Below are 20175 nucleotides of genomic sequence, written 5' to 3'. Positions count from 1 at the left end.
CGGCGCTCCTCATTCGATGACGTCGCCGCGCTGCAGATAGCGGCCCAGCGCGACGGTGGAGACGAAGCCCAGCAGCGCGATCAGCAGCGCCGCCTCGAAGTACAGCCCTGTGCCCTGGCGGATGCCCAGCAGCACGACGAAGGCCACGACGTTGACGTACAGCGTGTCCAGCGCCAGCACGCGGTCGGGCAGCGTCGGGCCGCGCAGCAAGCGCCAGCCGCACAGCAGCATGGCCAGGCCCACGGCCCCGATCGCGAACAGCAGCGCCAGCGACAGCCAGGTCGGTGTCATCCGAAGATCTCCATCAGCGGCGCCTCGTAGCGCAACTTCATCTGCCGCGCGGCCTCGGCGGGGTCGTCGCAGTCGAGAGCGTGCACGAGGATCTCGCCTCGCTGCTCGTCGACGACGCAGCTCACGGTGCCCGGCGTCGTGGTGATGATGGTGGCGAAGAGGGTGATGGCCGTCGGGTGGGTGGTGTCCAGCTTCACCGGCACCCAGGCCGGCTGCGGCCGCGAGACCGGGTCGAGCACGATGCGCGCCACGGTGAGGTTGGAGACGACGATGTCGTACAGCACCACGAAGGCCAGCCGCACGGCCACACCCAGCGCACGCGGCCGCAGAGCCGGCCCCAGGAAGCGGTGCAACAGGCGCGGGATGGCAAGGCCCAGCACGGCGGCCCACAGCAGGTCGGCCGGCGCGGCGCTTTCGCGCAGCAGCAGCCAGGCGGCGGCCAGCAGCAGCGACAGCACGGGGTGCGCCAGCCAGCCGGGGGCGCCGCGGTTCGTGTCGGCAGCAGGCTTCACTTCTGCACCTCCGGTGGGGGTGGGTCGAAGCGGTACGGCAGCACCGTCACCTCGCGCGGCGCCAGCACGGCGCGGCCGTAGGCAGCGCGGTCGCCCAGCTGTACCGCGGCGGCCGCGGTGTAGCGCTGCACCGGGCCGGCAAACACGCTCATCGCCACCGTCAGTGCCAGCAGCAGACCCGTGGCCGCCTGCAGCCGCGGACTGCCGCCCGACGCGGTGCAGGCCGGCAGGTCCTCGCGCACATGCCAGAACAGGATGCTGCCGGCGCGCGCCAGGCCCACGAGGGTGAGCAGGCCGGCCCCCAGCACCACCGCAAACACAAGCCCCATCCAGGGATGCACGGCCGCGGCCTCCAGCAGCATGGCCTTGCCGATGAAGCCCGGCAGCGGCGGCAGCCCCGCGGCCGACGCGGCGGCCAGCAGCATCGCCAGGCCCAGCAGCACCGGCTGGCCGACGGCGGGGCCGGGCTCCAGCTGATCGGCGGCGTCACCACGCTGCGCGGCGACGATCTCGCCGAGCAGGAAGAGGCCCGCCACCACCAGCGCGCTGTTCACCAGGTAGTACAGCGCCGCGCCCCAGGCCGCGGGCGTGAAGAGGCCGATGCCGACCAGCACCGTGCCCACCGAGGCCACCGTGAGCCAAGCCACGAGCCGCGGCAGCGTGCGCGAGGCCAGCGCGCCCATCACGCCCACCACGCTGGTGGCCAGCGCCAGCGGCAGGATCCAGGGCTGGGCGGCAAACGCAACCTCGCCTGCGCCGGCGCCGAAGACGACGCCATGCACGCGCACGAGCGCGTAGACGCCGACCTTGGTCATGATGGCGAAGAGCGCCGCCACCGGCGCGCTGGCCGCGGCGTAGGTGCCGGGCAGCCACACCGCCAGCGGCACCAGCGCGGCCTTGAAGCCGAACACCACCAGCAGCACCAGGCCACCGGCCTGCGCCAGCGCCGCATCGGCGCCCTGCAGCTGCGGCACGCGCAGCGCCAGGTCGGCCAGGTTCAGCGTGCCGGTCTGCGCGTACAGCAGCGACACGCCGATGAGGAACAGCGCCGAGGCCACCAGGTTGAGCACGACGTAGTGCAGGCCGGCCTTGAAGCGCTCGCGGCCCTGCCCGTGCAGCATCAGCACATAACTGGCGATCAGCAGCACCTCGAAGAACACGAACAGGTTGAACAGGTCGCCGGTGACAAAGGCGCCCGCCAGCCCCATCAGCTGGAACTGGAACATCGGGTGGAAGTGGCGGCCGTGGCTGTCCCAGCCGCCGGTGGCGTACAGCAGCACGGGCAGCGCCACGGCGGCGGTGAGCGCCACCATCAGCGCGCCCAGGCGGTCCACCACCAGCGCAATGCCGTAGGGCGCCGGCCATTCGCCGACGCGGTAGACGAGGATGTCGCCGCCGCTCACGCGCGCCACCAGCAGCGCCGCCAGCAGCGCGAACAGGCCCGTGGACACGAGGGCCAGCGTGCGGGCCACGCGCAGGCGCCCGTCGCCGATGAACAGCAGCGCCACCGCCGTGAGCGCCGGCAGCAGCACCACGAGCACGGGCAGGTGGTCGATGAAGCTCATCGCACGCCCTCCGGCGGGCCTTCACGCTGGCGCACCTCGTCATCGGCGAGGCCATCGACGTGGTCGCTGCCGCCCTCGTGCCGGTTGCGCAGCGCGAGTTCGATCACGAAGCCGGTGGTGGCAAAGCCGATGACGATGGCCGTCAGAACCAGCGCCTGCGGCAGCGGGTCGGCAAAGCTCGTGGCGCCGGTGCCCAGGATGGGCGGCGCACCGGTCCACAGCCGGCCCATCGCGAAGATGAACACATTCACCGCGTAGCCGATCAGGCTCAGGCCCAGCACCACCGCGAAGCTGCGGCCGCGCAGCAAGAGCAGGATGCCGCAGGCGGTGACCCAGCCGATGCCGGTGGCGACGAGGAACTCCAGGCTCAGCGTCATGCCGGTGCTCCCCCGGCCGCACGGGGCGGCTCCTTGCTGGCAGCGCCCAGCGCCGAGAGCATCAGCATCGTGGCACCCACCACGGTGATGTACACGCCGAGGTCGAAGATCGCGGCGGTGGCCAAAGGCGCCTCGCCCAGCAGCGGCAGCACCGGGTTGCCGTGGGCGCTGGTGAGGAAGGGCCGGCCGAGCAGGAAGGCGCCCGCGCCCGTGAGCCCGGCGATCAGCAGGCCGCTGCCGATCCAGCGTGTGTAGCGCGTGCCGCCGCCCGCGTGCAGCACCCCCTCGGCCCAGCCCTGGCCCTGCGCCATGTACTGCAGCACCAGCGCCACGGCCGTGATCAGCCCGGCGATGAAGCCCCCGCCCGGCAGGCCATGGCCGCGCCAGAAGATGTACACGCTGACCACCAGCGCCAGCGGCAGCACCAGGCGCGCCACCTGGCGCAGCATCAGCGGCGGCTCGGCGTAGCTCCAGCCGCGGCCGGCGTCGTCCTGCAGCGGGCGGCGCGCGCGCAGGCCGTCCAGCAGCGCCAGCACGCCGACGCCGGCGATGCCCAGTACCGTGATCTCACCCCAGGTGTCGTAGCCACGGAAGTCGACCAGGATCACATTGACCATGTTCGTGCCGCCACCCTTGGGCACCGACTGTTCCAGGAAGTACCAGCTGATGCTGCTGAAGTCACGCGTCAGCACGAGCCAGGTCACCCACGCGATGCCGCCGCCGCCGGCCACGGCCAGCGCGCCGTCGCGCCAGCGCCGCCAGGGTGCCGATTCGGCCTTGGCCAGCTGCGGCAGCAGCGCCAGGCCCATCAGCAGCAGCACGGTGGAGACGACGTCGACCGAGATCTGCGTCATCGCCAGGTCGGGCGCCGACAGCGACAGGAAGGTGAGTGAAGCCACCAGCCCCACGGCTCCGGTCAGCACCACCGCCACCACCCGCTGGTGCTGCAACACCACCACCGCCGTGGCCGTGGCCAGCAGCAGCAGCCACACCACCACGGCCAGCGGCTTGGCGGCGTTCGTGGCGCGTGCGCCGGTGGCCGGGGCGTCGCCCGCCGGCGCCCAGAGCGCCCAGGTGACGAGCACCACCACCGAGGCCACCATCCAGGCCGCGTAGCTCTGCAGCGAGCGCGTCTCGACGGCGCGTGTGAAGCGGCCGGCGGCCTCGAACATGCGGTCGTTGAGCCACCAGAAGATCGCCCGCGCCTGCACCCAGCCCGCGGGCGCACGGTGCAGCCAGCCGCCACGCTGCATCAGCGCGTACAGACCCGCGCCACCGGCCACCGCCAGGGCGCTCATCAGCAGCGGCAGGTTGAAGCCGTGCCACAGCGCCAGCTCGAAGGCCGGCGGCGGCGCGCCCAGCACCGTGGTGGCCACCGCCAGCACCAGCGGGCCGGCGATGAGCATCGGCATCAGCCCCACCGCGATGCACACGCCCACCAGCAGCAGCACCGGCGCCTTCATGCCCCAGGGTGGCTCGTGCGGGTGCGGGTTCGGCAGATCGGTGGCCGGCGCGCCGAAGAAGGTGTCGTGCACCAGGCGCAGCGAGTACGCCGCCGAGAACAGCCCGCCCAGCGTGGCCAGCACGGGAATGAGCCCACCGAAGTCGCCCCACAGGCCGTTGCCCGGCGCGTAGAGGGCCTCGTGCAGCATCATCTCCTTGCTGATGAAGCCGTTGAACGGCGGCAGCCCGGCCATCGCGGCGCTGGCCACGAGCACCAGCGTGCCCACCACCGGCAGCACGGTGATCAGGCCACCCAGGCGCCGCATGTCGCGCGTGCCGGTTTCGTGGTCGACGATGCCGGCGCTCATGAAGAGCGCCGCCTTGAAGGCCGCGTGGTTGAGGATGTGGAACACCGCCGCCACCGTGGCCAGCGGCGAGGCCAGGCCGATGAGGAAGGTCACCAGGCCCAGATGGCTGACGGTGCTGTAGGCGAGCAGCCCCTTCAGGTCGTGCTTGAACACGGCCACGCCGGCGGCGAAGACCATGGTCACCAGGCCCGCCGAGGCCACCAGGCCCTCGAACAGCGGCGTGCCGCCGATCGTTTCGTCCAGCCGCAGCAGCAGGAACAGGCCCGCCTTCACCATGGTGGCCGAGTGCAGGTAGGCCGACACCGGCGTCGGCGCGGCCATGGCCTGCGGCAGCCAGAAGTGGAACGGCACCTGCGCGCTCTTGGTGAAGCAGCCCAGCAGCACCAGCACCAGCGCCGGCGGGTACAGCGGGTGGGCCTGGATCACGCTGGCCTGGGCGACCATGGTCGAGAGCTCGTAGGTGCCGGCGATCTGCCCCAGCAGCACCACGCCGCCCAGCAGCGCCAGGCCGCCGCCGCCGGTGACGGCCAGCGCCATGCGCGCGCCCTGGCGCGACTCTTCCAGCCGGCTCCAGTAGCCGATGAGCAGGAAGCTCGAGATGCTGGTGAGCTCCCAGAACACCACCAGCAGCAGCAGGTTGTCCGACAGCACGATGCCCAGCATCGCCGCCATGAACAGCATCAGCGCCGGGAAGAAACGGCGCACCGGGTCGTCTGCATGCAGGTAGAACGCCGCATACAGGATGACCAGCAGGCCGATGCCCGTGATCAGCGAGGCAAACATCCAGGCCAGCGCATCCAGCCGGAAGCCCAGGTTCAGGCCGATGCCCGGCACCCACTCGGCCTGCCACAGCAGCAGCGGGCCGTTCAGCGCCGTCGGCGCCAGCAGCATCAACAGCATGCACGAGGCCCCGGCCACGGCACCGGCCACGGCCGCCGTGAGCCGCCGGCGCGCCGGGCTTTCGTCGCCGGCCGCCCAGGCGGTGAGCACGGTGCCGGCCACGAGCGGCAGCAGGACGATGATCGGAAGCAGTGCGCCGCTCATGCTCGTTCTGGTTGATCGGATGTCATCGTGGCGCGGCACAGCCCTTGCGGGCCACCCCTATCCCGATTCGGCGCGCGAGTGTAGTGGCTCGTTCCTTGAACCTTGCTGACGGTGCCATACCGGCGGCAAGGCCCCACGGGATCGCGGGTGGCCGCTTCAGCGGCCCTCGGCCGCCGGCTGGGCCTGGTGCAGCACGCGCTGCGGGAAGGGGATCTCGACGCCGCGTTCGTTGAGTGCCGCCAGCAGCGCCAGGTTGACCCCACTGCGCGCGTTCAGCTGGCCGTTCTCGGGATCGCCGATCCAGAAGCCGAAGGTGAGCTCCAGCCCGTCAGGCGCAAAGGCCGTGAGGTTCGCCGCGGGGGGCGGATCGGCCAGGACGCGCGGCACCGTCTTGACGACCTCCAGCAGTTCGGCCATCAGGCGCGTCACGTCGGTGCCGTAGGCCACCTGCACCACGGTGGTCAGCAGCACGTGGCTGTCGGCCAGCGTCACGTTCTCGATGCGCTGGGTGATCATCATCTCGTTGGGCACCAGGCTCTCGCGGCCGTTGAGCGCGCGGATCTTGGTGTAGCGCGTGGTGATGTCGGTGATGCGGCCCTCGAAGTTGTCCACACGCACCAGGTCGCCGATGCGCATGCTGTTCTCGGCCAGGATGACAAAACCGCTCACGTAGTTCGAGGCCAGCTTCTGCAGCCCGAAGCCGATGCCCACGCCCAGCGCGCCGCCCAGCACGCCCAGCGCGGTGAGGTCGATGCCCGCGGCCGACAGGGCAAACAGCAGGCCCATGAACAGCAGCAGCGCGCGCAGCGCGTTGGCCGCCATCTTGCGCATCGACAGGTTCTCGACCGCGCCCCGCAGCAGCCTCTGCTCGAGCAGCGAGCTCAGCCACAGCGTCACCATCAGCACCACGACGGCGCTGATGGCGCCCTCGAGCAGGTTGCGCACGCTGATCGTGGTGCCGCCGAGCTTCCAGGTGATCTGGTCGAGTTCGGCCAGCAGCAGCGGCAGGATGCCCGTGACCCAAAGCACCACCGCGATCCACGCCACCCACGAGAACGTGCGCTCGAACAGGCGCACCACGGGGCTGGTGGGGAAGGCCTGGTGCAGCACGCGCACCGTCAGCCGGATGGCCGCCAGCGACATCAGTATGGGCACCACGAGCTTGAACACCGCCGTGGGCACCTGGCCCTGCAGCAGCCAGCGCGTGAACAGCGCCAGCAACAGCGCCAGCAGCGGGAACATCACGCCGTCGACGATGCGCTGGCCGAACCACACCGAGTTCTCGCGCGGCGCCAGGGGGCCCCGCAACAGCCGCACGAGTGCCCAGGCCAGCAGCAGGCAGCCAACAAAGGCCGCCAGCTCGATCAAGGCCGTGCGGCTGGTGAGGTTGGCAACGAGGAGGTGGACTTCAGCGGCCGTCGAGGCCGGCGCCACGGCAGGGCCTGCCATCAGGCGACGTCGGCCAGCACGCGCAGATGCGCGGCCACGCTGCGCGCCAGCGCCGACAGGCTGTAGCCGCCTTCCAGGCACGACACCACGCGGCCCCCGGCATGGCGCCCGGCCACGTCCACCAGCTGCCGCGTGATCCAGGCGTAGTCGTCCTCCACCAGCGCCAGCTGGCCCAGCTCATCCTCGCGATGGGCGTCGAAGCCGGCGCTGACAAAGATCATCTGCGGCCGGAAGGCCTCGAGCGCGGGCACCCAGTGTTCGCTGATCACCTTGCGCACGGCGGCGCCGCGGCTGTAGGGATCGATCGGCACGTTGACCATGTTCGTGCCCTTGGGCACGGCGCCGCTGTAGGGGTACAGCGGGTGCTGGAAGAAGCTCACCATGAGCACGCGCTCGTCGCCGGCAATGATGTCTTCGGTGCCGTTGCCGTGGTGCACGTCGAAGTCGACGATGGCCACGCGCTTGAGGCCGTGGACGTCGAGCGCATGCCGCGCCGCCACGGCCACGTTGTTGAAGAAGCAGAAGCCCATGGTCTCGTCGCGCGTGGCGTGGTGCCCGGGCGGACGAACGGCGCAGAAGGCGTTGTGGGCCCGGCCCGTGATGACGGCGTCGGTGGCCGCCACCGCCGCGCCGGCGGCACGAAGGGCGGCGGCCAGCGTGCCGGGCGCCGCCACGGTGTCGGGGTCGAGGTGGCGAGACTCGCCGCCATCCTGGATGGCGCGCAGCCGCTCGACGAGCTGGCTCACGTAGTTGCCGGCGTGGGCGCGGCCCAGCTGCACAGGCGTGGCCAGGGGCGCTTCTTGGTGATCGAGAACGAGGTCGAGGCCGGTGGCGCGCAGGTGATCGGCGATGGCGTCCAGGCGCTGGGGGCACTCCGGATGGCCCGCCCCCATATCGTGACCGCGACAGGCAGGGTGGCTGAAGAAGGCGGTGCTCATCGGGGCTTCGGGGTCGGCGGGCTTCGGGTAAGGTCGGCGGGATGAACGCCCACCTCCCCGCCACCCGCAGCGCCCAGTTGTCTCGGCTGGTCGATCAGGTTAGCACGATCGTGGTGGGCAAACGCGCCCAGATCGAGGACGCGGTCGCCTGCCTGTTGGCCGGCGGGCACCTGCTGATTGAGGATGTCCCCGGGGTTGGCAAGACGACGTTGGCGCACGCGCTGGCCCTCAGCCTGGGGCTGGCCTTCCGCCGTGTGCAGTTCACGGCCGACCTGATGCCCTCGGACCTGATCGGCGTCAGCGTCTTCGAGCGCAGCCGCGAGAGCTTCGTCTTCCACCCCGGCCCGGTGTTCACCCAGGTGCTGCTGGCCGACGAGATCAACCGCGCCGGCCCCAAGACCCAGAGCGCGCTGCTGGAGGCCATGGAGGAGCACCAGGTCAGCGTCGACAACGAGACGCGGGCCCTGCCCGAGCCGTTCTTCGTGATCGCGACACAGAACCCGTCCGACCAGCTCGGCACCTACCCGCTCCCGGAGAGCCAGCTCGACCGCTTCCTGCTGCGCATCACGCTGGGCTATCCCGACCGCGCCGCCGAGCGAGAGCTCCTGGCCGGTGGCGATCGCCGCCACGCGGCGATGCAGCTGCAGGCGATGCTGCCGCCAGCCGACCTGCTGCTGGCGCAGCAGGAGGTGCGGGCGGTGAGGGCCGCGCCGCCGCTGCTGGACTACCTGCAGGCCCTGATCGCCGCCACGCGCAGCGGCGAGTGGTTCGCCCAAGGTCTGAGCCCGCGTGCCGGCATGGGCGTGCTGCGCGTGGCCCAGGCGCGCGCACGGATGGCCGGGCGCGACTACGTGGCCCCCGACGACTTGCAGGCCATCCTGCCCCAGGCCATCGCGCACCGGGTCGTGCCGGCGGCCGGCGCCGGGCGCGGCGCCGTCGAGCAGGTGCGCGCCATGATCGAGGCTACGCCCATCCCATGAACCCGGCATCGCTGGCCGCCACACTGTCGCCGCGGCAGCGCTTCCGCGCGTGGTGGGAGGCGCGGCTGCCGCTCACCGACCGCTGGGCGCTGGGCCAGCGCAACATCTACATCCTGCCCACCCGCGCCGGGCTGGCATTCGCGCTGACCTTGGTGGTGATGCTGCTGGCCAGCATCAACTACCAGCTCAGCCTCGGCTACGCGCTGACCTTCTTGCTGGCGGGCACCGGCCTCGTCAGCATGCACCTGACGCACGGCAACCTGCGCGGCCTGACGCTGCACCTCAAGCCCGTGGCCAGCAACTTCGCCGGCCAGCCGGCGAAGCTGGAAGTGGTGCTGCACAACCCGGGACGCGAACGCCACGGCCTGGCGCTGCGCTTCGACGACCGCCTGCGCAACGGCCGCCACCTGGCGCTGTGCGACGCTCCGGCCGGAGGCCAGGCGCAGGCGCGGCTGAGCTTCACGCCGCCGCAGCGCGGCTGGCACCGTGTGCCGGCGCTGGTGCTGGAGACCGACTACCCCTTCGGCCTGTTCCGCGCCTGGAGCGTGTGGCGTCCCGCCGGCCGTGTGCGAGCCTGGCCCGCACCCGAGGTGGCACCGCCGCCGTTGCCGGCGCACGGCGCCGCGGCGGGCGACGAGCGCGCGGCACGGCGCCGCAGCGGCAGCGAGCTCGACGGCGTGCGGCCGTTCCGGCGCGGCGACTCGCTGCGCCAGCTGGCCTGGAAGAAGGTCGCCGCCTCCGGCGAGCTCGTCAGCCGCGAGACCGCCGGCCTGGCCAGCCGTTCGCTGTGGCTGGACTGGGCCGAGACCGGCACAGCCGACGTCGAGTCCCGCCTGTCGCGCCTGGCCGCCTGGGTGCTGCAGGCCGAGCGCAGCGGCATCGACTGCGGCCTGCGCCTGCCCGGCCACGAGCTCCCGCCGCGCCAGGGCGAGGCCCACCGCCGCGCCGCGCTGGACCTGCTGGCCGAGTGGAGCAGCCGCTGATCGCGCGACGACGCCTGGGCGGCAGCGCCGGCTGGACCGGCTGGCCGCGCTGGGCAGCGCTGCCGCGCGACGCCCGCGACACGCTGTTCCTGCTGGGCGTGATCACCTGGACCGTGGCACCGCACCTGCTGCACCTGGCGGCTTGGTGCGGGCTGATGACGCTGGCCGTGCTGAGCTGGCGCGGCTGGCTCACGCTGTGGGGCGGCAGCCTGCCCAGCCGCTGGCCCTTGGCGGGCCTGCTGCTGCTGGCCGCGGCGCTGACCGGGTGGCAGGAGCGCACGCTGCTGGGCAAGGAGGCGGGCATCACCATGCTGGTGGTGCTGGTGTCGCTGAAGACGCTGGAGCTCCGCGCGCGGCGTGACGCGCTGGTGGTGTTCTTCCTCGGCTTCTTCCTGGTGCTGACGCACTTCCTGTACTCGCAGACGCTGCTCACCGGGCTGTGGCTGCTGGTCGCCGTCTGGGGACTGCTCACGGCCCTGACCCTGGCCCACATGCCGGTGGGGCGCCCGCCGCTGGCGCGTGCCGGCGCGGTGGCGGCCCAGGCGGCGCTGCTGGGCCTGCCGCTGATGGTGGTGCTCTTCGTGCTTTTCCCGCGCATCGGCCCGCTGTGGGGGCTGCCGCAGGACGCCGCCGCGCGCACCGGCCTGTCGGGCTCGCTGCGCCTGGGGGGCGTGGCCTCGGTCGCCGAGGACGACTCGATCGCGCTGCGCGTGCGCTTCGAGGGCGCGGTGCCGCCGCAGGACCAGCTCTACTTCCGCGGCCCGGTGCTGTCCACCTTCGATGGCCGCGAGTGGACACGGCTGGTGCCCAGCTTCCCGCCACCGCTGCAGCCGCAGCTGGCGCTGCAGGTGGGCGGGCCGCCGCTGCGCTACGAGATGACGATCGAGCCGAACCATCTGCCGCTGCTGCCGCTGCTGGAGATGACACCCGACCTCCCCGGCGCCGCGCCCCGCATCGCCGGCTGGCAGCTTGTGCAGCGCGTCGACGGCCAGTGGCAGGCCAACCGGCCGCTGGCGCAGCGCCAGCGCATCACCGCCACCGCCTTCCTGCAGCACCGCCATGGCCCGCGCGACGACGTGCTCGGCCTGCGCGACCTGGTCGACCTGCCGCCCAACACCAACCCGCGCACGCTGCAGTGGGCCGCCGAGCTGCGGGCGCGGCATGAGCACGCCACGGCTGACGGCCTCGTGCTGGCCGAGGCGGTGCTGCGCCACATCCGCGGCGGCGGCTACACCTACACGCTGGAGCCCGGCCCCTACGGCGACAACGCCATCGACGAGTTCTGGTTCGACCGCAAGCTCGGTTTCTGCGAGCACTTCGCCAGCGCCTTCGTGGTGGTCATGCGCGCCATGGACGTGCCGGCGCGCATCGTCACCGGCTACCAAGGCGCCGACCCGGTGCTGCAGGACGGGAACCTGATCGTGCGCAACAGCCACGCCCACGCCTGGGCCGAGATCTGGCTGCCGCAGCGCGGCTGGGTGCGCGTGGACCCCACCGCGGCCGTGGCGCCCGACCGCGTGCGCCGCAGCCAGCGCCTGGCACCGGCGCCGGGCCTGGTGGCCGGGGCGATGAACGCGCTCGATCCCGAGCTGGCCCATCGTCTGCGGGCCGCTTGGGAGACGATGAACCAGCACTGGAACCAGTGGGTGCTGAGCTACTCGCGCGGCCAGCAGTTCGACCTGCTGCGCAAGCTGGGCGTGCAAAGCCCCGACTGGACCCAGCTGGTGCAGGCCCTCATGGCGCTGCTGTGCGGCGCCGCGCTGGCCGGCGCGCTGTGGGCCAGGTGGGACCGCCGCCGCCAGGACCCCTGGGTGCGGCTGCAGGTCCGCGTGGCAGCGCGGCTGGCGGCCCTGGGCGTGGCCGTGGGGGCACACGAGGCCCCGCGCGAACGCGCACGGCGGGTGCGCGCGCAACTCGGGCCGGCGGGCGAGCTGCTGGCGGCGGCGCTGGAGGCGCTGGACCGCGAACGCTACGGCCGCGACACGGCCTTGCCGCCTGCAGCGCTGCGGCAGTGGTGGGCCGCATTCGCAGGGGCGGCACGGGCGGCGCGGCCGGGCTGAATAATGGGCGCGTGACCGCCCCCCAGCCCGAGCCTGGCCGCAACGTGCCCGCGGCGCGCCGCCGCCACCTGCAGGCACTGCTGGCCTGTGCCGGTCTGGCACTGGCGCCCCTGGCGCTGGCCGGCGGCCCGCCGCGGGCACCCGACCACCGGTCCCCGCCGCCCGGGCTGCGCTACGGAAGCCACCCGGCGGCGCAGACCTTCGTCGCCGAGGTCGCCGCCCGCCGCGGCCTGCCGGCGGAGTGGCTGCAGGCCGCCCTGGCCGACGCCCACCGGGTGCAGCGGGTGCGCGAGCTGATCATGCCGCCGCCGGCCGGCACGGCCAAGGATTGGGCCGCGTACCGCGCGCGATTTGTCGAGCCCCGGCGCGTGGCCGCCGGGGTGGCCTTCTGGCGCGGGCACGAGGCCTGGCTGGCCGAGGCCGAGCAGCGCTGGGGTGTGCCGGCCGAGGTGGTGGTGGCCATCGTCGGCATCGAGACCTTCTACGGCCGCATCACCGGCAGCTTCCGCGTCGTCGACGCACTGGCCACGCTGGCCTTCGAGTTCCCCGCAGGAGGTCGCGACCGCAGCGCGTTCTTCCGTGAGCAACTCGAGGAGTACCTGGTGTGGTGCCGGCGCGAGGGCCTGGCGCCCGGCCGCACGCGCGGCAGCTACGCGGGCGCCATCGGGCTGCCGCAGTTCATGCCCGGCAGCATCAACCGCTATGCGATCGACATGGACGGCGACGGCCACATCGACCTGCTGCGCCAGCCGGCCGACGTGGTGGGCAGCGTCGCGCACTACCTGGCCGAGCACGGCTGGCAGCGCGGCCTGCCCACGCACTTCGGGGTGGCCGTGCCGGTGGACACCGCCGACCGCGCCGCGCTGCTTGCGCCCGACATCCGCCCCACCTTCAGCGCCGAGCAACTGCAGGCCCGCGGCGCCGTGCTGCCCGAGGCCGCACGAGGGCACCCAGGCCTGATGGCGCTGGTGGAGCTGCAAAACGGCGCAGCCGCACCGAGCTTCGTGCTGGGCACGACCAACTTCTGGGCCCTGACACGCTACAACTGGAGCGCCTACTACGCGATGGCGGTGATCGACCTGGCGGCCGAACTGCGCCGCGCCGCCGCGCGGCGGCCCTGAAGGTCCGGCGTCCGTCTGGTCGTCAGCCCTGGGCCGCTGCCTGCGGCTGACCGCGGCCTGGCGCCGAGGCGTCGGCGAACCAGCCCAGGAGCACGAGGGAGAGCACGCTGCCCATCGGGAACACCAGCACCGACAGGCCCACCCAGGCCGGCACCGACCGCTGCAGACGCCGCGCCGCCATGCCCAGGAAGATCCAGTGCAGCAGCAGCGTCACCCCCAGCGCCGCACCCGTGGCGGCGGCCCGCAGCGGCGTGGCGATGGTGTCGTCCAGCAGCGGCGGCAGGAACAGGGCGACACAGGCCAGCGCGGCCACCAGCGAGGCGGCGGCGGCGTGCAGAACCCAGGTCTCGGACGGCGCAGGCGTGTGCTTCATGCCGTCAGTGTAGGTCGCGTCGCGTCAGCGCGTGCGGCACAAGGTCGCAGGGGCGACCGGTGATGCGCCCTGCACCCGGCCCCGGGCGCGCATCGCTCGGCGGCGTCGGGAACAGCCCCGGCCGAGGTAGGCTCGCGAGGTGATGGCCCGCCGCTGGATCGCCCACCTCGACATGGACGCCTTCTACGCGTCCGTGGAGCTGCTGCGCTACCCGGAGCTGAAAGGGCTGCCGGTGGTCATCGGCGGCGGTCGGCGCCACCAGCCGACGCTGTTGGCCGACGGCACGCGGCGCTTCGCGACGCTGGACGGTTACGCCGGTCGCGGCGTGGTCACCACGGCCACCTACCCGGCGCGCGACTTTGGCATCCACAGCGGCATGGGCCTCATGAAGGCCGCGGCGCTGGCGCCGCAGGCCGTGCTGCTGCCCACCGACTTCGAGCGCTACAGGCAGCTCTCGCGCGCCTTCAAGGCCGCCGTGGCCGAGGTCGCGCCGGTGATCGAGGACCGCGGCATCGACGAGATCTACATCGATCTGACCGACGTCCCTGGAGCCCAGGATCCGATCGGCTTCGACGGCTGCGGCGGTGTGCGCGCCGTGGCCCAGGAGATCCGCAACACCGTGCGCCGGCACACCGGACTCACCTGCTCGGTGGGGGTGACGCCGAACAAGCTGCTGGCCAAGATCGCCAGCGAGCTCGACAAGCCCGACGGCCTGACCGTGCTGACCGAGGCCGAGGTGCCCACGCGCATCTGGCCGCTGCCGGTGCGGCGCATCAACGGCATCGGCCCGAAGGCCGGCGCGAAGCTGGCGGCAATGGGCATCCGCACCGTGGGCGAGCTGGCGGCCACCGATCGCGCCGCGTTGGTGGTCGCCTTCGGCCGCAGCACCGGACGCTGGCTGCATGAGGTGGCCCATGGCCGCGACGACCGGCCGCTGGAGACGCACTCCGAGCCGGTGTCGATGAGCCGCGAGACCACCTTCGACCGCGACCTGCACGCCGTGCGCGACCGAGCCGAGTTGACGACGGTGCTCGACGAGCTGGTGCAGCGCCTCGCCACCGACCTGCAGCGCAAGGGCTATGCCGGCCGCACCGTCGGCATCAAGTTGCGCTTCGAGGACTTCAGGACCGTCACACGCGACCACACCCTGCCCGAGGCGGCGGCCGACGCGGCGGCCATCCGGCACGCAGCCGGCCAGTGCCTCAAGCGCGTCGCGCTGACGCGCCGACTGCGCCTGCTGGGCGTGCGCGTGGCCGGTCTGGTGAAGGTGTGAGCCGCGCCGCTGCGTAGCATCGGCGCAGCGCCCGCACGGCCGCCCGAAGGGCCCGTGCGGGCGCTGGCTAGCATCGGCACCCCGCAGGAGACCCGCCCCATGACCGTCATCACCACGATCGAAGACCTACGCCGGCTCGCCGAGAGGCGGGTGCCGCGCATGTTCTACGACTATGCCGACAGCGGCAGCTGGACCGAGAGCACCTACCGCGCCAACAGCGAAGACTTCCAGCGCATCAAGCTGCGCCAGCGCGTCGCGGTGAACATGGAGAACCGCAGCACCGCCGTCACGATGGCGGGCCAGGCGGCCAGGATGCCGGTGGCCATCGCACCGGTGGGCCTGACGGGCATGCAGCACGCCGACGGCGAGATCCACGCCGCGCGTGCGGCCGAGAAGTTCGGCATCCCGTTCACGCTGAGCACGATGAGCATCTGCTCGATCGAGGACATCGCCGAGCACACGACGGCGCCGTTCTGGTTCCAGCTCTACATGATGCGCGACCGCGACGCCATGGCGCGCATGATCCAGCGCTGCAAGGACGCGAAGTGCAGCGCGTTGGTGCTGACGCTGGACCTGCAGGTCATCGGCCAGCGCCACAAGGACCTGAAGAACGGCTTGTCGGCGCCGCCGCGGCCGACGATGCGGAACATCCTCAACCTGGCCACCAAGCCGCGCTGGTGCTGGGGCATGCTGAACACCCGGCGCCACACCTTCCGCAACCTCGTGGGCCACGTCAAGGGTGTGAGCGACATGAAGAGCCTGGCGGCCTGGACGAACGAGCAGTTCGACCCGCGGCTGAGCTGGCCCGACGTCGACTGGGTCAGGCAGCAGTGGGGCGGCAAGCTGATTCTCAAGGGCATCATGGAAGTCGAGGACGCGCAGCTCGCGGTGCAGCACGGCGCCGACGCCATCGTCGTCAGCAACCACGGCGGCCGGCAACTCGACGGTGCGCCCAGCAGCATCGAGGCGCTGCCGGCCATCGTGCAGGCCGTCAGCGACCAGACCGAAGTCTGGATGGACAGCGGCATCCGCAGCGGTCAGGACGTGCTCAAGGCCTGGGCCCTGGGCGCCCGCGGCACGATGGTGGGCCGGGCGATGGCCTACGGCCTGGGAGCGATGGGCGAGGCCGGCGTCAGCAAGGCGCTGCAGATCCTGCACAAGGAGCTGGACGTGACCATGGCCTTCTGCGGGCACACGCAGCTCAGGAGCGTGAATCGGTCGATCCTCGTGCCGGGAACGTATCCGGTGGCGTGACCGGGGCTGCCCCACCACAGCCCAGCCCCAGGCCCGGTGGGGCCTTGGCCGAAGGCGCCGACGTGGCGCCGGCACGGTGCGGCGCGCTCCAGAGCGGCAGCTCCAGCGAGAACACCGTGCCGCGGCCGGCGCGCGAACGCACCGCAATCGGCGCCTCCATCAGCGCCGCCAGCCGCTTGACGATGGCCAGCCCCAGCCCCAGCCCCTTGCGCAGGTGGGCCTGCAGCGGCCGCGCCCCCTGGGCCTGGAAGAACTCGTCGAAGATCCGCGGCAGGTTGTCCTCGGAAATGCCGATGCCACTGTCCCATACCTGCAGCAGCAGATGCCGGGTACCGCCCGGCCCACCCTGGCGCACTCGCGCGCTGACCAGCACGCCGCCGTCGTCGGTGTAGCGGATGGCGTTGCTCACCAGGTTGCGCAACACGCGCTCCAGCAGCACCGGGTCGACCATCGCCACGTGATCCTCGCCGCGGAAGCTGAGCATCAGCCCCTTCTCGTAGGCAGTGGGCTCCAGGTGGAGGCGCAGCCGGCCGAACAGCTCCTTCAGCCGCAAGGGCTCGGGGTGCACGTCGACGCCACCCGTGTCGATGCGGGTGATGTCGAGCAGTTCGCTGAACAGGCTCTCAAGGGCATCGACGCTGTCCTGGATGCTGTTCACCAGCGAGGCAACTTCCGGATCGCGGACACGCTGGCGCAGCGCCTCGGCGAACAGGGCCATCGCGTGCAGCGGCTGGCGCAAGTCGTGGCTGGCGGCGGCGACGAACCGCGTCTTCGCGCGGTTGGCGGCTTCGGCAGCGCGGCGCGCCTCGTCGGCGGCGCGGCGCGCTTCATCGGCCAGCGTCATCTCGTGGCCCAGCCGGGCAGCAAGCTCGTCGGTGCGGCGCTTCAGCGCGATCGCCTGGCCCAGCGCATTGCCGAAGGTGCGCGCCATCAGGACCGTCAGGAAGAACAGCAGCGTCAGGATCAAGGCCAGCTGCAGGTGCCACTCCTGGCCGGTGTCGGACGCAATGCGCAGGATGGTGGGCGCGAGTGCCAGGCTGATGAAGGCGAGGAACAGCCCGCGCTGGGTGGCCATCAGCTGAACCGAGCCCAGGCAGTACGAGTACACGATGAGGATCAGGACGATCTGGTGGTACGGAGTTCCGAGCCCCCAGAACAACCAGACCGCCGAGCCCCAGAGCGCGCCGAGTGACAGGCTCAGCGCTTTCCAACTGGTGCGCCAGTGGTGGAGCAGCGCAGCCGGGGCCTGCGGCTGGGCCCGAAAACGCAGCCAGTGCGCCAGCCGCAGCAGCCACAGGACAGCGGCCACCGCCACCCAGGCGCCGATCTTCGGGCCCGGCGCCAGTGGCACGAAGATCGTCGCCATCAGCAGCAGGCCGACGCCGTTGCCGGCCAGCGAGGCCGGGGTCTGCACGTACAGCGCGCGGAGGTGGTCCGCCTCGGCATCGCTGCCGGCGTCCGGCCGCACCGGCAGCCCCGGCTCGTCCGCGGCGGGCACCGGCCCGGTCGGTGGCGGGGCCACGCCAGCCTCAGCGATCCCCGCCGTTGCCCGGCGGGCGCCAGCTGAAACCCAAGCCCTGGCCCTGCGTCATCTGACTCACGGCCAGCACGGCCTGCGTGCGGGTGCTCGCGCCCAGGGCGCGCAGCACGGCGGCAACGTGGTCCTTCACGGTTTCCACGCTCAGGTTGAGCTCGCGCGCGATCAACTTGTTCGGCAGCCCCTGCAGCAGCAGCGACAGCACCTCGGTCTGGCGCGGCGTCAGGGCGAGGTCCTTCATGCTGAGCGTCTTCTGGGGCTCCGGGCGGGCCGTCAGGCCCGGCGGCAGCGCCGCGCCGTCAACGGCGCCGGGCAGCGTCTCACCGGAGGTCGGCGCCAGACTGCGGTTGAACGGGAGACCCAACAGCTGCGACGGCACATACATGGAGCCGGTCATCACCAGGCGCAGCGCATGGTGCAGCTCGGCGTGCGCGCTCTTCTTCGGCAGGTAGCCCATCGCGCCAGCGTCGATGGCGCGGACCACATCGCTTGTGCGGTCGGAAGCCGACACCACGACCACCGGCACCGCCGGGTAGGTGGCGCGGAACTCGTCGAGCAGCTCGAAACCGTCGCCGTCGCCCAGGGACAGGTCCAGCAGCACGAGGTCGAAGTCAGGGTGATCGCGCAACGCCGCACGGGCTGCCTGCGCCGTCTCGACTCCCAGCACGGTGGTGTCGCCGCCTATGGCCAGGATGACCGTCTGCAACGCCGACAACACCAGCGGGTGGTCGTCGACCAGCAACACCTTCATGTCTCTTCCTCAATGCTTCCCGGAACTCGCCATTGTGGGTGGGGGGCGCACCGCCTCCGGGGCCCACTTTCGGGGGAGGGTTAGGTGTAGCGGCGCGAGACGGTATCGGCTATGCAAGCCGGCTTGGACGCGCCGTCCCGCTCGATCGTAGCCTCCACCGTGAGCTGCGCGCCTAAGCCTGCGCCCGGCGGCGTCGGCAAGGGCTCGAAGGCCAGGAGCCTGAAGTGGGCACGCAGCCGGCTGCCCGCCGGCACAGGGCTCATGAAGCGCACGCGGTTGAGGCCGTAGTTGACGCCCATCTTCACGTTGGCGATGCCGAAGCCGGTGTCGAACAGCATCGGCAGCAGGCTCAGCGTGAGGAACCCGTGGGCGATCGTCGTTCCGAAGGGCCCGGCCTTGGCGCGCTCGGCGTCGACATGGATCCACTGGTGGTCACCCGTGGCGGCGGCGAAGGCGTCGATGCGGGCCTGGTCGACCTCGACCCAGTCGCTCGTGCCCAGGTGCTGGCCGACATGGCCGGCCAGCTCGGCCAGCGTGGCGTAAGAGGTGGGCATGGTCGTCGGCTCCTTCAGGCACCCAGCCACGCAGACAGGGGCTGCCATTGCTCAAGATCTCGCTCCACGCGGCTGGGCGCCACGTCGAACAGCGTGAGCCCGTGCGCCGCCAGCTGCACGTAGTTCTGGGTGTCGCGCAGCCAGCCCACCACCGGCACAGGCAGCGTGCCGAGGTAGCTCTGGAGCTGTTCCACGGCCCGCGTGTGCTCGCGCACGCGCATACCCACCAGGCCCATCTTCACCTCGGCGCCGCGCCGGTGCGCGCGCAGCGCCTGCACGAAAGGGTGCGTGGCCCGGATGTCAAACGGGCTGGGCTGCAGCGGGATCAGCAGCAGGTCGGCGATCTTCATGACGGCATCGAGCCGCTTGCCGTGCAGGCCGGCCGGCGTGTCCAGCACCACATGCGTGGTGCCCTTGGGCGGACGCACGATGTCGTCGCCGGACACGTCCCAGCCGTCGATGGGCCGCGCCGCCTTTGGGCGCAGCGCCAGCCACTCGCGCGACGACTGCTGTCGGTCAACGTCGCCCAGCATCACACGATGCCCGGCGCGGGCCAGGCAGCCCGCCACATTGACGGCCAGCGTGCTCTTGCCGACCCCGCCCTTGGGGTTGGCGATCACGATCACCGGCATGTGCCCTCCTTGGTTGAACTGAGTCGGTTATGGTAGCGAGGCCTTGGCCCGAGCCCTCGTCATCGCCGCCCACCCCCAGATGGACCACTCGCGGGCCACGCGCGCGCTGATGCGCTGCGCGGCCCGCCTGCCCGCATCGCAAGTGACGGTGCGCGACCTCTACGCCCTGTACCCCGATTATTTGATCGACACGGGTGCCGAGCAGCAGTGCCTGGCCGAGGCCGAACTCCTGGTGTGGCTGCATCCGGTGCACTGGTACTCGATGCCCCCCTTGCTCAAGCTCTGGCTCGACGAGGTGTTCACCTTCGGCTGGGCCTACGGCCCGGGCGGCCGCGCGCTCCAGGGCAAGGCGCTGTGGCTCGCAGCCTCCACCGGCGGACCCGAGGCCAGCTACCGCCCTGATGGCTACAACCGCTGCTTCTTCGACGCCTTCCTGCACCCCTGCGAGCAGACCGCCGCGCTCACAGGCATGCGCTGGCTGCCGCCGCTGGTGCTGCACGGTGCGCACCGCGCCACCGACAAAGAGATCGACGCCCACGCAGCGCTGTTCTCGGCGCGGCTCGCGGCCTGGCCCTCGGTGCAGGGCTGGCCGGAGCTGGCCGACGATGCCCCGGCGCTCCCCGCCTGCGAGGTGCCGGCCGATGCCCGCCCGGCAGTGGGAGGCGGCTGA

The 20175-nt window shown here is 72.0% G+C and carries 19 protein-coding genes; 7 read left to right on the top strand and 12 right to left on the bottom strand.

What is annotated here, in order from left to right:
* Positions 1-9: 9 nt before the first annotated feature.
* From KA711_15210 to KA711_15180, 7 genes are all read right to left on the bottom strand, one after another.
* The gene (locus KA711_15210; protein ID MCM0610315.1) at positions 10-291 is read right to left on the bottom strand and encodes a K+/H+ antiporter subunit F; all 282 of its coding nucleotides are present in this window, start codon (positions 289-291) and stop codon (positions 10-12) included.
* Positions 288-803, bottom strand: coding sequence for a Na+/H+ antiporter subunit E (locus KA711_15205; protein ID MCM0610314.1), 516 nt, complete (start codon positions 801-803; stop codon positions 288-290). Before KA711_15205 ends, KA711_15210 begins: the two co-directional genes overlap by 4 nt.
* Entirely contained in the window at positions 800-2368 is a 1569-nt protein-coding gene (locus KA711_15200; GenBank protein MCM0610313.1) for a monovalent cation/H+ antiporter subunit D, read from the bottom strand. Before KA711_15200 ends, KA711_15205 begins: the two co-directional genes overlap by 4 nt.
* Positions 2365-2745, bottom strand: coding sequence for a Na+/H+ antiporter subunit C (locus KA711_15195; GenBank protein MCM0610312.1), 381 nt, complete (start codon positions 2743-2745; stop codon positions 2365-2367). The genes KA711_15200 and KA711_15195 overlap by 4 nt, the downstream gene beginning before the upstream one ends.
* Positions 2742-5600 (bottom strand): monovalent cation/H+ antiporter subunit A, encoded by a 2859-nt coding sequence (locus tag KA711_15190; GenBank protein ID MCM0610311.1) that lies wholly within the window; start codon positions 5598-5600, stop codon positions 2742-2744. Before KA711_15190 ends, KA711_15195 begins: the two co-directional genes overlap by 4 nt.
* 156 nt (positions 5601-5756) lie before the next feature.
* Positions 5757-7049 carry a mechanosensitive ion channel gene (locus KA711_15185; protein MCM0610310.1) on the bottom strand — a complete coding sequence of 431 codons (1293 nt, stop codon included), beginning with the start codon at positions 7047-7049 and terminating at the stop codon, positions 5757-5759.
* Entirely contained in the window at positions 7049-7987 is a 939-nt protein-coding gene (locus KA711_15180; protein MCM0610309.1) for a histone deacetylase family protein, read from the bottom strand. Before KA711_15180 ends, KA711_15185 begins: the two co-directional genes overlap by 1 nt.
* Before the next feature lie 41 nt (positions 7988-8028).
* Here KA711_15180 and KA711_15175 point away from each other — a divergent pair, with 41 nt between their 5' ends.
* Genes KA711_15175 through mltB form a run of 4 tightly spaced genes read left to right on the top strand, consistent with a single transcriptional unit; the run spans position 8029 to position 13131 of the window.
* On the top strand, positions 8029-8967 hold the full coding sequence (locus KA711_15175) for a MoxR family ATPase (protein MCM0610308.1): 939 nt from the start codon (positions 8029-8031) through the stop codon (positions 8965-8967).
* Entirely contained in the window at positions 8964-9950 is a 987-nt protein-coding gene (locus KA711_15170) for a DUF58 domain-containing protein (protein MCM0610307.1), read from the top strand. The genes KA711_15175 and KA711_15170 overlap by 4 nt, the downstream gene beginning before the upstream one ends.
* A 59-nt stretch (positions 9951-10009) precedes the next feature.
* A complete protein-coding gene (locus KA711_15165) occupies positions 10010-12010 on the top strand; it encodes a DUF3488 domain-containing transglutaminase family protein (GenBank protein MCM0610306.1) in 2001 nt (666 codons plus the stop codon).
* A gap of 44 nt (positions 12011-12054) precedes the next feature.
* On the top strand, positions 12055-13131 hold the full coding sequence (gene mltB / locus KA711_15160) for a lytic murein transglycosylase B (GenBank protein MCM0610305.1): 1077 nt from the start codon (positions 12055-12057) through the stop codon (positions 13129-13131).
* Between the two features lie 22 nt (positions 13132-13153).
* On the opposite strand, the gene KA711_15155 is transcribed toward mltB, so the two are convergent.
* Positions 13154-13504, bottom strand: a complete 351-nt coding sequence (locus KA711_15155) for a hypothetical protein (protein ID MCM0610304.1) — start codon at positions 13502-13504, stop codon at positions 13154-13156.
* A 142-nt stretch (positions 13505-13646) separates the two neighbouring features.
* Between KA711_15155 and dinB the strand changes: the two genes are divergently transcribed.
* Entirely contained in the window at positions 13647-14777 is a 1131-nt protein-coding gene (gene dinB, locus KA711_15150) for a DNA polymerase IV (GenBank protein ID MCM0610303.1), read from the top strand.
* A 99-nt stretch (positions 14778-14876) separates the two neighbouring features.
* Positions 14877-16031: an alpha-hydroxy-acid oxidizing protein gene (locus KA711_15145; protein MCM0610302.1), complete on the top strand. Its 1155-nt coding sequence runs from the start codon at positions 14877-14879 to the stop codon at positions 16029-16031.
* On the opposite strand, the gene KA711_15140 is transcribed toward KA711_15145, so the two are convergent.
* The 4 genes from KA711_15140 to KA711_15125 form a co-directional block, all read right to left on the bottom strand.
* On the bottom strand, positions 15979-17397 hold the full coding sequence (locus tag KA711_15140; GenBank protein MCM0610301.1) for a HAMP domain-containing histidine kinase: 1419 nt from the start codon (positions 17395-17397) through the stop codon (positions 15979-15981). The genes KA711_15145 and KA711_15140 overlap by 53 nt on opposite strands.
* A gap of 163 nt (positions 17398-17560) precedes the next feature.
* Positions 17561-18319: a response regulator transcription factor gene (locus KA711_15135; GenBank protein MCM0610300.1), complete on the bottom strand. Its 759-nt coding sequence runs from the start codon at positions 18317-18319 to the stop codon at positions 17561-17563.
* An 80-nt stretch (positions 18320-18399) separates the two neighbouring features.
* A complete protein-coding gene (locus KA711_15130; GenBank protein ID MCM0610299.1) occupies positions 18400-18873 on the bottom strand; it encodes a MaoC family dehydratase in 474 nt (157 codons plus the stop codon).
* 14 nt (positions 18874-18887) lie between these two features.
* A complete protein-coding gene (locus tag KA711_15125) occupies positions 18888-19505 on the bottom strand; it encodes a ParA family protein (protein ID MCM0610298.1) in 618 nt (205 codons plus the stop codon).
* Positions 19506-19584: 79 nt separating this feature from the next.
* On the opposite strand from KA711_15125, the gene KA711_15120 reads away from it, so the two are divergent.
* Complete coding sequence (locus tag KA711_15120; GenBank protein ID MCM0610297.1) at positions 19585-20175, top strand: NAD(P)H-dependent oxidoreductase; 591 nt, start codon at positions 19585-19587, stop codon at positions 20173-20175.

Origin of the sequence: Ideonella sp. WA131b, from assembly GCA_023657425.1 — a bacterium.
GTDB lineage: Bacteria > Pseudomonadota > Gammaproteobacteria > Burkholderiales > Burkholderiaceae_C > Rubrivivax.
Note: the sequence above shows the minus strand (reverse complement) of the source record. Positions and strands in the feature narration are given on the sequence as shown.

What these genes read in the sequence shown, in the direction of transcription:
- KA711_15175 (MCM0610308.1), top strand. Translation starts at nt 8,029, where the DNA reads ATGAACGCCCACCTCCCCGCCACCCGCAGCGCCCAGTTGTCTCGGCTG.
- KA711_15155 (MCM0610304.1), bottom strand. Translation starts at nt 13,504, where the DNA reads ATGAAGCACACGCCTGCGCCGTCCGAGACCTGGGTTCTGCACGCCGCC.
- KA711_15135 (MCM0610300.1), bottom strand. Translation starts at nt 18,319, where the DNA reads ATGAAGGTGTTGCTGGTCGACGACCACCCGCTGGTGTTGTCGGCGTTG.
- KA711_15140 (MCM0610301.1), bottom strand. Translation starts at nt 17,397, where the DNA reads ATGGCGACGATCTTCGTGCCACTGGCGCCGGGCCCGAAGATCGGCGCC.
- KA711_15195 (MCM0610312.1), bottom strand. Translation starts at nt 2,745, where the DNA reads ATGACGCTGAGCCTGGAGTTCCTCGTCGCCACCGGCATCGGCTGGGTC.
- KA711_15210 (MCM0610315.1), bottom strand. Translation starts at nt 291, where the DNA reads ATGACACCGACCTGGCTGTCGCTGGCGCTGCTGTTCGCGATCGGGGCC.
- dinB (MCM0610303.1), top strand. Translation starts at nt 13,647, where the DNA reads ATGGCCCGCCGCTGGATCGCCCACCTCGACATGGACGCCTTCTACGCG.
- KA711_15180 (MCM0610309.1), bottom strand. Translation starts at nt 7,987, where the DNA reads ATGAGCACCGCCTTCTTCAGCCACCCTGCCTGTCGCGGTCACGATATG.
- KA711_15130 (MCM0610299.1), bottom strand. Translation starts at nt 18,873, where the DNA reads ATGCCCACCTCTTACGCCACGCTGGCCGAGCTGGCCGGCCATGTCGGC.
- KA711_15170 (MCM0610307.1), top strand. Translation starts at nt 8,964, where the DNA reads ATGAACCCGGCATCGCTGGCCGCCACACTGTCGCCGCGGCAGCGCTTC.
- KA711_15190 (MCM0610311.1), bottom strand. Translation starts at nt 5,600, where the DNA reads ATGAGCGGCGCACTGCTTCCGATCATCGTCCTGCTGCCGCTCGTGGCC.
- KA711_15145 (MCM0610302.1), top strand. Translation starts at nt 14,877, where the DNA reads ATGACCGTCATCACCACGATCGAAGACCTACGCCGGCTCGCCGAGAGG.
- KA711_15185 (MCM0610310.1), bottom strand. Translation starts at nt 7,049, where the DNA reads ATGGCAGGCCCTGCCGTGGCGCCGGCCTCGACGGCCGCTGAAGTCCAC.
- KA711_15200 (MCM0610313.1), bottom strand. Translation starts at nt 2,368, where the DNA reads ATGAGCTTCATCGACCACCTGCCCGTGCTCGTGGTGCTGCTGCCGGCG.
- KA711_15125 (MCM0610298.1), bottom strand. Translation starts at nt 19,505, where the DNA reads ATGCCGGTGATCGTGATCGCCAACCCCAAGGGCGGGGTCGGCAAGAGC.
- KA711_15120 (MCM0610297.1), top strand. Translation starts at nt 19,585, where the DNA reads ATGGACCACTCGCGGGCCACGCGCGCGCTGATGCGCTGCGCGGCCCGC.